Source organism: Dietzia sp. UCD-THP, assembly GCF_000349585.1.
Taxonomy (GTDB): domain Bacteria; phylum Actinomycetota; class Actinomycetes; order Mycobacteriales; family Mycobacteriaceae; genus Dietzia; species Dietzia natronolimnaea_A.
The window spans coordinates 1641-12533 of the sequence record NZ_KB714672.1; the positions used below are offsets into that span (position 1 = coordinate 1641).

At 64.7% G+C, this 10893-nt stretch carries 14 protein-coding genes and 1 pseudogene; 4 read left to right on the plus strand and 11 right to left on the minus strand.

Annotated elements, in window-relative coordinates; all coding sequences use genetic code 11:
* Positions 1–415: 415 nt before the first annotated feature.
* Positions 416–2755, minus strand: a complete 2340-nt coding sequence (locus tag H483_RS37830; protein WP_031265447.1) for a DEAD/DEAH box helicase family protein — start codon at positions 2753–2755, stop codon at positions 416–418.
* A 2-nt stretch (positions 2756–2757) separates the two neighbouring features.
* A complete protein-coding gene (locus H483_RS37835) occupies positions 2758–4710 on the minus strand; it encodes a site-specific DNA-methyltransferase (protein ID WP_017838621.1) in 1953 nt (650 codons plus the stop codon).
* Between the two features lie 290 nt (positions 4711–5000).
* On the opposite strand from H483_RS37835, the pseudogene H483_RS0120395 reads away from it, so the two are divergent.
* A pseudogene (locus H483_RS0120395) lies at positions 5001–5531 on the plus strand (recombinase family protein); the annotation flags it as partial.
* A 27-nt stretch (positions 5532–5558) separates the two neighbouring features.
* Here the strand turns inward: H483_RS0120395 and H483_RS39390 are convergent.
* The 9 genes from H483_RS39390 to H483_RS37880 form a co-directional block, all read right to left on the minus strand.
* Positions 5559–6224 carry an NYN domain-containing protein gene (locus H483_RS39390; protein ID WP_193746921.1) on the minus strand — a complete coding sequence of 222 codons (666 nt, stop codon included), beginning with the start codon at positions 6222–6224 and terminating at the stop codon, positions 5559–5561.
* A gap of 490 nt (positions 6225–6714) precedes the next feature.
* Entirely contained in the window at positions 6715–7005 is a 291-nt protein-coding gene (locus H483_RS37845; RefSeq protein WP_017838625.1) for a hypothetical protein, read from the minus strand.
* A 37-nt stretch (positions 7006–7042) separates the two neighbouring features.
* Positions 7043–7447 (minus strand): helix-turn-helix domain-containing protein, encoded by a 405-nt coding sequence (locus H483_RS37850; protein ID WP_017838626.1) that lies wholly within the window; start codon positions 7445–7447, stop codon positions 7043–7045.
* A complete protein-coding gene (locus H483_RS37855) occupies positions 7444–7632 on the minus strand; it encodes a hypothetical protein (protein ID WP_017838627.1) in 189 nt (62 codons plus the stop codon). Before H483_RS37855 ends, H483_RS37850 begins: the two co-directional genes overlap by 4 nt.
* On the minus strand, positions 7629–8204 hold the full coding sequence (locus H483_RS37860; RefSeq protein WP_193746922.1) for a DnaB-like helicase N-terminal domain-containing protein: 576 nt from the start codon (positions 8202–8204) through the stop codon (positions 7629–7631). Before H483_RS37860 ends, H483_RS37855 begins: the two co-directional genes overlap by 4 nt.
* A 39-nt stretch (positions 8205–8243) precedes the next feature.
* Positions 8244–8477, minus strand: a complete 234-nt coding sequence (gene nrdH, locus H483_RS37865; RefSeq protein WP_017838629.1) for a glutaredoxin-like protein NrdH — start codon at positions 8475–8477, stop codon at positions 8244–8246.
* A gap of 60 nt (positions 8478–8537) precedes the next feature.
* Entirely contained in the window at positions 8538–8720 is a 183-nt protein-coding gene (locus H483_RS37870) for a hypothetical protein (RefSeq protein WP_017838630.1), read from the minus strand.
* Between the two features lie 501 nt (positions 8721–9221).
* Complete coding sequence (locus H483_RS37875; protein ID WP_017838631.1) at positions 9222–9563, minus strand: hypothetical protein; 342 nt, start codon at positions 9561–9563, stop codon at positions 9222–9224.
* Between the two features lie 46 nt (positions 9564–9609).
* Positions 9610–9861, minus strand: coding sequence for a glutaredoxin family protein (locus H483_RS37880; protein ID WP_017838632.1), 252 nt, complete (start codon positions 9859–9861; stop codon positions 9610–9612).
* Positions 9862–9927: 66 nt separating this feature from the next.
* Between H483_RS37880 and H483_RS39820 the strand changes: the two genes are divergently transcribed.
* From H483_RS39820 to H483_RS39400, 3 genes are all read left to right on the plus strand, one after another.
* The gene (locus tag H483_RS39820) at positions 9928–10104 is read left to right on the plus strand and encodes a hypothetical protein (protein ID WP_193746923.1); all 177 of its coding nucleotides are present in this window, start codon (positions 9928–9930) and stop codon (positions 10102–10104) included.
* A 61-nt stretch (positions 10105–10165) separates the two neighbouring features.
* Positions 10166–10423 (plus strand): hypothetical protein, encoded by a 258-nt coding sequence (locus tag H483_RS37890; RefSeq protein WP_152428109.1) that lies wholly within the window; start codon positions 10166–10168, stop codon positions 10421–10423.
* A 168-nt stretch (positions 10424–10591) separates the two neighbouring features.
* Entirely contained in the window at positions 10592–10819 is a 228-nt protein-coding gene (locus tag H483_RS39400; protein ID WP_152428110.1) for a hypothetical protein, read from the plus strand.
* Positions 10820–10893: the final 74 nt, after the last annotated feature.

Here is a 10893-nt window from a genome sequence, read left to right on the forward strand (position 1 = left end):
CGTCCCGCACGGGTGTACCCCTTCGGGACAATTGGTGCCGGATACGGGATTAGAACCCTTGAACATTTTTGGTCGTTTACGCATTATCGGTGCGGCTCCATAGGTCACTCGGCAATCCCGCCACGCGTAATGGTCTAGGAGCAACACCACCCGCAGGGCGGCAGCAGGTACGCGTAGGAACTCCTGGAGTATGCGCGCGGCGGGGACTGCCTCGTGGTGACCAAGCCCGATCGCCTGGGCCGAAACCTTAGCGAGATCGCTGGCTCGCAAGGCCGTGGCCGTGCGGGGCTGACGGAGTTACGGTTCCGCGAGTACACAGATGAGCAAATCGAGCCCCTCCCGCCTTGAAGAAGGGCGGAAAGAGCTTGGCTCTTCCCTTGCGTCAACGCCTAGCTAGACGCGGTTCGACGCTCGATCATTCCTTGGACTTGTGGGCCGGTATGAACGTTTTCACCAGCGACTCAAGATCCTCGTGCGGCAGCGCTCTGAGGTCGCGCCCGCTGCCAAGCTCCCACACCGAGAATCCGTCCTTACCGGCAGGCGTGCCATCGACTTTCCAGGTGCCTTCGGTCACGAACTTGACCTCGACGGTTGTCGGGACCTTTGCGTGCGGCTTGATCGCGAGCAGCTTACGGCGGGCGTCGCTCTCGACTATGTGCTCGCCCTTAGTGTCAACGCAGATGACGGCGTCGCCAGCCCAGATGATGAAGTCGGGAAAGAACCACACGGTCTGCCCGAGTGAGACTAGCGGAATCTTGTACCCGGTCTGCGAGCGGTTTCGCGCCCATGGCAGCCCCGTCTCGTCGAGCGCCCGTGCGAATCTCCGCTCAAGTTCATTGAGACCGTCATACCCCTCGTGCAGTGCGTTCTCAAAACTCTCCATGACACCGCGGCGCACCAGGGTGTTCCCGATTGTGTAGGGCTTCGGCATGAGCTGCTTGATCTCCGCGTGGCGCAAGTACTCGTCGACCGCCTCGGCAGCGTTGTCAGTCAGAGCAGAGTAGGCACTGCTGCCTACTCCGACCGACGCGTCGAACTTCACCGTGTCGGTGTTCATCACCATCAGAGCGGGCCGATACCTTCGCGCGACCTCACGGCGGAATACCCAGCGGGCGTTGACGCGGTTCGATTGCTCGAAGTCGACCCACTCCGAATCCACTGTCTCGCCCATGCCGATGGCCTGCTGGACCGTGCGCCGGCGGCCTTTGCCGCGCGTGTTCAGTCCGTCGTTCGAGTAGTCGTGGACCTTGGCCAGCACCTTCTCGACGGGAGCGACCGTAGGGACGTTGTCGATCGCTGTGCGAGGAACCGTCCGGGACTGCTTCACTGTCAGGTTCTCGGGCTCCTCTGTCCCGGGAGGGGACATCAATATACGAACCTCCGGCGCGTCCCCACCGAGGCCGCGACGCACCTCCTCGACGACCTGAGCAAACGAGTCGTTACGGTCCACGCGCACGTAGAAGTGCGCGGTGTTCAGACGATCAGCCGCGTAGTGCGTCGCGCCAGGCTGACGTAGTACGCGCCCGACCACCTGAGTGATCTGCACCGACGAGTCCATGGTTCGGTCGACGTAGGCGAAGTAGACACTAGGGTCGTCCCAGCCCTCCTGGAGGGTCTTGTTGAAGATGATGTGCCGGTAGTCGCCGGACACGAAGTCCTCGTAGTCACGCTCTCCCCCACTGAAGAGCGTGAAGTCTGGGGGTAGCGGGAAGTCCTTGTGAGTCTTGAGGTCCGCGTATATCGCGACCTCCTCGGCGGGGACGCCGCACTGCTCGGTGAGGTAGCGCCAGATGAGGATCGGCGGTGCCTGCCGCTGATCGAACGGCTGCTTTGGATCGTCGGTCTGGCTGGCGTCGTGGGCAAGGATGTTCGTATTGCAGACGTAGATCGCCTTTGGGGTGAAGTTCAGCCCTTCAGCCTTGGCGTCGTCTTCCGCCTCCTGCATGTCCGAGAGCATCTCGGAGATGGTCTCCTCCATGGGCGCGTTGAGCCCGTCAAGGGAAACCATCCCCTTGACCAGGCCCGACGCGACGACGGTCGAGGACTTCACCGGGGTGATCAGGTCCTCGTCCTTGTACTCGCCCTGCTGCCGCAGCGGCTGGATGACCTCGGCGTCGAACTGGGCCGGGAACCTCAAGGTCGCGCTGGCGAGGAGGAACACCGACGGCTGCTGTTCCAGGAGCAGAGTCGTCTGCTGGTCGCTGAGGTTCTGCGCCTCGTCGTAGACCACCACGAGAGGGCGGCGCTGGCCGTTGGCCGCCTCGCGGGCTTTAAGCGCCTCCCACCGCGTCGACTCAATGTCGTCGGTGTCGAATGCGAAGATCCGAAGGTTACTGTTCTCTCGGTCCCTCTGGTTGAAGGTGCCGACCGTCGCGAAGTAGAGCAACGCCTCCTTCGAGTTGGCTACGTCCTCGGGGTCGTACTCGCTAAGTAGCCGCACCGTTATGTCCGGCAGCAAGTGGTCGTACTTGCCGCCGTCGGCCAGGTTCGCGTAGCTCTGCTGCACGACGACCTTGCCCTTGGATAGCCACAAGATCACGGGTGGGATCTCCGACAGCGCAGCGATCTCGCTAACCGCCTGCGCCAAGATCGCAGTTTTGCCGGAGCCGGTGATGGACGAAAGCGCCTGATAAAAGGGGACTTCGCGCACGTTCGCCCGCCTGCCCATTACGATGGGCTCCTTGGCGTATTCGACGAACCGGTCGGCCATCTGGGAGGCCGCGTCCTGCTGGAACTGGAAGAGCTCAATCGTCATGGTCACCCCTCCTCTGTGAAGGACTCGGTGCGGATGTCGAGCCCGAAGTCGGACAGGATGCGGTCAGGGATCTGATACCAGATCACGTCGTCGGTGACGATGAGGTTGCGGCGCGAGTACACATGATAGACATCGGCCAGCCCGGCGTCCTCGGCCTCATCGGTGATCTCCTCATAGGCTTCCTCCGTCAGGTCGGTGTTCGAGCCTGCTCCCGACCAGACAAGGAAAATGCCCTCGTTGCTGGCGTTCTTCGCCACGAGATAGACGTACGGCTTCTCATTCCCGTTCACCATGGGTATGAGCACGGCCCGTCGACGAGCGCCGGTGCTGGAGTGCGAGGCGATGACGGTGTCGATCATCTCGTCGCGCTCCATAAGCAGCAACGTCTTGGCATCGACCTTCTTCTCGAGCCTCTTAAAGGTGAAGCCACCACCTAGTGGTGCATGTGTCCCCTTCGACCACTCGCCCTCGATGACTCGACGCAGCCGATCGACAGTCAACGTCCTCGCGTACGAATCGCCGTTCTCAGGGCGGCCTTGCTCAATCAGGATGAACCGGCGATCCGAACCCGTCGTCTTGTTCATATCGAGCACGGCGTGGCCAGTTGTCCCCGAACCTGCGAATGGGTCAAGGACAATCCCTCCAGGCGGGCACCACAGCGTGATGATCTTCTTCATCAACTGCAGCGGCTTCACCGTGTCGAAGCCGTGCCCACGCCCGACGACGGCGTTCAGCTCTGCTTTCCCGACCTCCGAGGTCCCGGACTGCGGGTGGGGCCAGGAGACCGTGTCGATCTCGTGGATCTCGAACTCCTCGTCCGACGCCCAGTACGTCGTCGGCACAACACCGACCTCGACCTCGGAAAGATAAGTCTTGTAGCGGAGCTCCCCGTGACCGGGACGTCGAGACCGGTCGTTGCGCCAAAAATAGCGCGGCCAAGAGCCCGCGTTGCGCCGTTCCAGGGCGACCTTCTGAGCATCGCGGACGACAGGGTCCGCTGAATAATCCTCCGTCAAGGGGTTCAGCGCGCCCCTGATCAATAACGCAGGCCGGAGTCCATCTCCGACCTCGCGGTCCTCATAATCGACCCCCCACGCTTCAGCCGCCGACTTCATCTTGGAGCGCTCATTGCGCCAGCAACGGCCCTCTTGCGGGTAGTGCAGCTTGCCCGTGAAGGGGTTCTGAATGCCGTAGACCTGGCCGGGATGGGTAGAGGCTCCCATCAGGGTCGAGTCTGAAGGAGCCCAGGCTCCCAGCGGATCCGAGTCAGGATTGACATAGCCAGAGGCATTCTTCTCGGAGTGCGGCAGACGGCCCGTCCGGACGCGATCCTCGTCCTTGGCATATACGAGCACATACTCGGTGGCCGTCGAGACGCCTTGGTCCTGGTTCTTTGGCGAGGTGATCTTCTGCCAGTTGATGATCGCTAACCGGTTCTCTTCGCCGAAGAGCTCATCGAGCATCTGGCCGAGGTGAAACAGCTCACGGCTGTCGATACAGATGGCCAGCACGCCGGAGGGCTTAAGCATTGCTCGCATCATCTGGAGCCGCGGGTACATGAACTTCATCCACTTGGTGTGCTTCGCAGGATCGTCACTGCCGACGAACTCGCCCATGTCGGGGTCGTTGGGATCCTTGTCCCACTTATCGTTGTAGCGGAAGTCGCCGCCCGTGTTATAAGGCGGATCCGTCAGGATCAAATCGATCTGACCGCGCTCACGGTACAACGACGCCAACGCTTGCAGATTGTCGCCTTCGATGATCAGGTTTCGGGAGCGGCCACGCTCGTCGCCGACGCTATGACTCTTGATCGTCCGCTGGTTCCGCGGGCGTACACGCCGGCCAAGCTGACGAGCCAGCACCTTGCCAGGAAACGAAAGGTTCACGCCCGCGCCGGTCTTCTCACGAATCATTTCGATCAGCTGCTCGACCGGCAGCGATTCGAGATCAGTCACATCGTCCAAGACGCGTCCCTCCAAGAAAGTCGAACTAGAAAGGGGACACGGCGAGTCTCGACCAACGCCCGCACCCCCTCGAGCACTGACGTTCTGAGTCACGCGGCGCCCAATGTCGGCGCGCCGAGCACGTACGAGGCACGAATCGACCAACCCGTAGGCGCGAACCTATCCCAGTCTAAAGCGGGGGCAAATGGGATTGAGCAGCACCCGGTGGGCCATAGCTAACACAGAACGAAGAGCCCACCGACGACACCGGACTCCCGCGGCACGTCCCCTCGCTCGACGCCCAGCTCGACCGCCCACAACAGACCGGCATCGACCAGGTCTGGACCGACAAGAAGTCCGGCAAGAACACCGATCGCCCCGGGCTCACTAAGCTGCTGGCGTACGCGCGCGGCGGCGACGTCCTGGTGGTGACCAAACTCGATCGTCTCGTACGGAACTTGCGGAAGACGCTCAACCTCTTCCACGAGCTCCCCGAGCGCGGCATCGGGATCAGCACCCTCGACGACCCGCTCATCATCGACACCGCGGCCGACGATGCCATGAGCCGGGTCAGCGTGGCGATGCTCGGCCTGCTCCCCGAGATGGAGCGGGTCTACATGCTCGAACGCACCGATCGAGCCCGCGCGGCCGCGCTCGCACGAGTCGCATCCCCCGGCCCCCAACCAAAGCTCGGCGTCGACGACGTCGAGCGCGGTGTACCCCGCGACGTCAAGGAACTGTCGATGGCGGAGATCTCCGACAAGACGGGCGTTTCCGTGTCCACCCTGTATCGGCGGATCCCTTTCCGACCATCTGAGGAAGAGCGGCAGTGATGCCAACGGCCCGCCGATCTTGGCTTGTCAGTAGATGTGACGGTCCCGGGAGGCCTCATAGACGGAAGTGCCCATGCGCGTGTTCCAGATGCCGCGGTCACTTGTAGGCCGTAGCTGCTTGGTACGACTGACCGAGGGGTTCCACCACTGACAGGTCTCGATGCGGGCGGTTCCGATGTCTAGAGCTGCATCAAGACACGGCTCAAGGTCAGTGTCGTGAGACGCCAGAATCACGAGGTCGACATCGTCGGCGCGCGACTGCTCGACCACGGCTAGGGCACACAAAACGTCGATGCCCTTCTCCTCGACCTTCTTAATGGCCCTTGGCGCGTGGCCAGTTCGGGTGCTGTAGTTCCCACCTGCTTCAAACAGGTAGCGGAGTGGTCGGTAGTGAACCTCCACTCGAGGGTTCGACGCTCTCCACGCGGCCCTTTGAGCGTCGGTTCGACCGTACGACCTGGGGTCATGCTCGCTCGATGGCTGGCCGCGGTAGGCAAGGACCCGCTGCAGCTCGGCATGAGGGTGCCCCTCGCGCTGGCGTCGATTTCGCTCGGCGATCAAGGCGTTGGCGAAGTGGAGCGGATCAATCAGGGTCTCGTGTTTCGCTTCACCCGGCTCCGCGAAGAGGGTGTGCGCGGTGAGATGGATGTTCTGATAGTCGACCACGACCGCAGCACGCAGCGCCTCGCCCACGACCCCTCCTGAGAATAAAAAAGCCCCGCCAGTCCTAGGGTTACCTAGAACGACGGGGAGCAATGTCGATAACTTAGCTATAAACCGCCCCCAGCGTCAACCTTTGACACCCGTGACGCCGCCCACCCGGCAGCCGAAGTGCATAAGTGAACACTGATGTCCGGGGGTCGGTCCAATCGCGCGGTCCGGCCCGGGGCCAGGCAATCGAGCGTAGCGCCTACGGCCATCGTGGGCGAAGGAAAAGGGTCCGCAGCCTATCAACGCTCGATTCGAGACCGCGGCGTCCGCATAGCGGTCTTTGTGACCCCTGCCTCGTGGAATACCTGGTGGACTCCAAAGAAGTTCGAGAAAGGCCAGTTCAGAGACGTGCTGGATCTGTTGGACGGCGAGTCGCGGGCGGTGGCGCCGACTCTTCGAACCCGTCCTGTCTCGCGGGCAGTTAACAACGTGCGTACCTTGGACCGCCGCGACGCGGGCCTGATCGAGGCGGTTACTCGCGGTGGTGGTGATTGCTGACGGTTCGGCCCTGGCGGTAGCGAGGTTTGCCGTCGGCGCCGTTGCGATAGCGGCGGGGGTTGCGGGCGAGTCTGCGCAGGTCGCGCAGTAGCTCGATTGTGCGCGCCTCCCCCAGTTCGGTGATGGCGTCTCGGTAGGCGCCCTGCTTGGTGGGGTCGACATCTGGGAGGCCGGCCACGACGAGGTGCCACCGCAGGAGTTCGAGGAACTGATCTTCGCCTGCTTGCTCGGCTGCTCGGCGCAACGGGCCCAGCAGCTCGTCCATGTGGCGCACCCTAGGTGTCGCCTCCGACAAGGGTCGGTTAGTGCAGGTCCCTTGCGGCGATGAGTCCGGTGATGAAGTCGGTGACGCGGTCGGCTTCGGCGTCGGTGAGGTCGAAGCGTTGGCCTCCGACGAGGGTGCGGGCGGGGCCGAGTGGTTCGAGCCCGTAGAGGACTCGGGTGGCGGCTGATAGTGCGGCTCGGTTGGCGATGGTTTCGATGGTGCAGTCCAAGGCGTCGGCGATGGCTGTGAGCTGGTCCTGGCTGATGACGGCGGGCGGCGTGGCCTGTCGGTAGGCGGTGGGTTGGGATTGGCCGCGTTCCCAGGCGCTGATCCAGGGGGATTTCACTCCGATGGCCACTGCCAGTTTGAGTTGGGTGAGTCCGGCCTCCATGCGTGCTGCGCGGATGGCGCGGCCGAGTGATCGGGCTTCGTCTGGGGTCACCGGGGCTCCTTGTCTGTGGTGTCGGTGTTGAGGGTGGCCAGGACGGCCCAGTGGCCGTCGCTGCAGGTGACGTCGAGGACGGTGACGGCCGGAGTCGTCCCAGGCTGGATGGTGGCGGTGATGCGGTGGTCGAGGTCGATGTGGGCGTGCAGCTCGGTGGGGCCTGTCCCGACAATGAACGTCATGCCTCCCCCTCTCCCCCACTGGTCGGTCCGCCGGTGAGGTCGGCGCGGCGCTTGGTTTCGCGGCGCATGGCGCGGCCTTGGTCAAGGAGGATCTCGAAGAGGTCGTCGGTGGGCGCTTCGGTGCTGGCACGGGTCAGCTCAGCGGCGGTGCGGGCGAAGCGGCGGCGGTAGGCGGCGTCGAGGACGTCGGCGGCGAGGGTGCGCACTCCGATGGCGGGGGTTCCGAGTAGTGCGACGACCTGGAGGGCGTCGGCGAGGAGCCGTCCTTGGTGGCCGGCCATGCGGCCGGCGTTGGTGAGTGCGGCGAGCACCCGCGGGGCGTGGTGGGGTTCGCTTGCCGCGATGAGGTCGGCGATCACGCTGTACAGGTCGCCGTATCGGGGGTTGAGGAAGTCGCTTGCCTCGAGGTGGCGGGTGATGTGGCGAGCTTCGGTGGTGTCGGTGGTGTGCAGGAGTGCGCACAGCAGGGCGGCTTCGGGGTCGAGCTCGGGGACGGTGGGTGCGGCGTCTGCGGCGGCGAGGTCGTCGACGTCGACCGGGTCGGCGGTGGCCTGCGGGTCCTCGGCGGTCATGGTGTGCATTGTGTGTCCCCTCCCCTACTGGCGGGTGATTCAGGCGGCGGTGCGGCCGAGGTCCTTGATGCGGTCGGGTCGGAATCCGGCCCAGTGGTCGGTGCCGGCGACGACTACGGGGGCCTGGAGGTGGCCGAGAGCCATGACGTAGTCGCGGGCTTCGGTGTCGGTGGTGATGTCGACGAGCTCGTAGTCCAGGCCGGCCTTCTCGAGCGCCTTGATGGTGGCGCCGCACTGCACGCACTGGGGCTTGGTGTACACGGTGATGGCCATGGCGGTGGTCCTTTCGGTCGTGGTGTCCGTCTGCCTCGCGGCGATGGGCGGGGTTGTGGGTCAGGCGGCGTAGATCGCGCGGCGGATGGTGCCGACGATCTCGGTGTCGTCTTCGTCGGCGACGACGGTGACCCGGTCCTCGTGAACGGTGAGCGGGTTGACCGAGAGGTCGAGGACTGTGGCGAGCGTGGCGGCGGCCTCCCAGGGCTCGGTCGCGGTGACGGAGTAGGTGATGCGGGCCATGGCTGGCTCCTTTCGGGTTCGGGGTGAGTGGCCTTGTGGCCTGCTCTGCTTCTAGTGTACACGCATCATGCGTGTATAGTACGTCTATGGCGCGTTAATGTGCTCTCACCTGCGGGTTTTTCGCGCCACCGCCTCGGCTGTGCCGTTCGCGCAGGGCCCCCCTTTCCCTGACACCTGCCGATCGTGTGGGCCGCGAACCGGAGTCAAGAGAGGGCACCCGGACGGACGCGGGGAATCTGCGGCGAAATAAGCGAGCGCAGCGAGCGCGTCGCAGATTGGTCGTGGCCGGCCGGGCGACGGCGAAGCCGGCGCCGACCTTGACGCAGGGAGCGGAACACAAAGACTCGCAGTGGCAGGGAAAGAGGGCCACCCACCGGTTCGCCCCACCACCGGGCAGTGCCGGCGTCCACGGCCAGGGATCTACGCCTCGGGAGTCTGCGGGCGGTGTTGCACGCGGGAGCTGGCCCCAGTCGACCCGCGGCGGCCGGGCAGATAGTGCTCTTAGGTGGTGACGGGCAGTGCTTCGGATCGGATGCTGATGCCGATGTTGCGGGCTTTGGCGCCGCTGAGTTGGGGGTGGTTCCGGCCGTGGCTGTCGGTGTAGATGGTGGCGGCCAGGTCGTGTTCGTCGGCGTCGATGATGACGTCGTCGCCGATGGTGAGGCTGGTGTGGGCGTTCTCGGCGAGTTGTTTGCGCAGCTCGACGTCGTAGACGACCTCGCCGGTGAAGGTGCGGGCGGTGGGGTTGTAGGCGCGGTGTCGCACTTTGATGGTAAGCACGCTGCTGCCGGATTTGAGCTGGTTAAGGGTGCCGATTTCGATGACGTTGCCGTCGATGACCATGGCTGGTCCTTTCGAGTGTGGGGTGACTGTTCGTCTGCGACTCAGCTTAGCTGGGCCCGTACCTGGTGGTGATTGTCCTGATGTGTTCGGGCCGGTAGCCGCACCACTGGAGTTCTGGGGTGATGACGACTGGCAGGGCGGTCACCCAGTCCTGCTCGGTGAGTCCCTCGAGTGCGTCCGGGTCTTCGTCGATGTCCACGTACAAGAACGCAACACCGGCTTGATCCAGGAGCTTTTTGGTCCTTATGCACGGCGGACAGGACTCGCGTCCGTAGAGCGTGACGAGCAAGCCGGTCATGGCTGGGACAGCACCCCCAACGTAGTCGTAGTGCGGCCCTCGGACAGTTCAGGAGAGGCCGTGTGCATGGGGCAAGAGTACGACCGCTCGGAGTCAGTGGACGCTGGTGACATCACGGTGGGGGAGCAGACCGAGGGGCGTGGCGACCGCGGGGGGCTGCTCGACGAGGAGGACGAGGAGGGGTGCGGTGCCGCGGAGCAGGGTGTGGGCGAGGGCGCTGCCCGCGAGCCTCAGCGTGAGTGAGACGTGCGCGAAGAGCGTGGAGCCCGCGGAGAGTCCGCGCTGTCTCTGCGTGGCTCTCGGCGTGCCAGCAGGCGCGCTCACCGCAGATGCGGGCGGCCAGCTCCTGGGCCCTCGTCAGCGCACCTGTACGACGGGACGCGGCGTCCAGGTCCAGAGTGGAGGCGGCGGACCAGAGCGTTCCGCGGCCGGTGCCCACCCGGGTAGCGAGCCCGGCGTCCTCGAGCTGCCGGAGGAGGTGGAGGACCCCGTGGGTGGCGTCCCCGGGAGGGAGGCCCAGGAGAGCAGCGAGTTGGCGGGTGGGGGAGGCGGGGTGGCGTAGCAGGGTGAAGAGGGTGCGCCGGCTGGTGTGGCGGAGGAGTCCCCAGAGGGGGTGCTGCAGGGGCACCGCAGGGCTTGTGACGTCATGGGCGGTTTCCCCCCGGTAAGTGGTCGCGGGGACCGCGAGGTCATACCGGGTCGCTTCCCGCGGGGTGGTGGAGCTCCACGGGTGGCTCACGACAAGCAGCCCTCGCTTAGCCAGGGCCGCGAGCCTGTCGGACGCTGCGCCGTCGGACAGGTGGAGTGCGAGCTGCAGATCTCGGCGAGCGATCGGCCGGCTCGCCAGTCCGTACCCGTCGCTGAACCGGTCGATGACCACGGCGGCAGCTGCCTGGAGGTCGGCATCACCCCACCAGCGGATCTCCTCGCGTGCTGCGTCGAGGGTGCGGCGGTCTGACTCGGGGATCTCAGGGCGGAATGCTCGCGCACGCCGAGCGATCGAAGCCCAGTGCTGCCGACAGGCGGACCAGT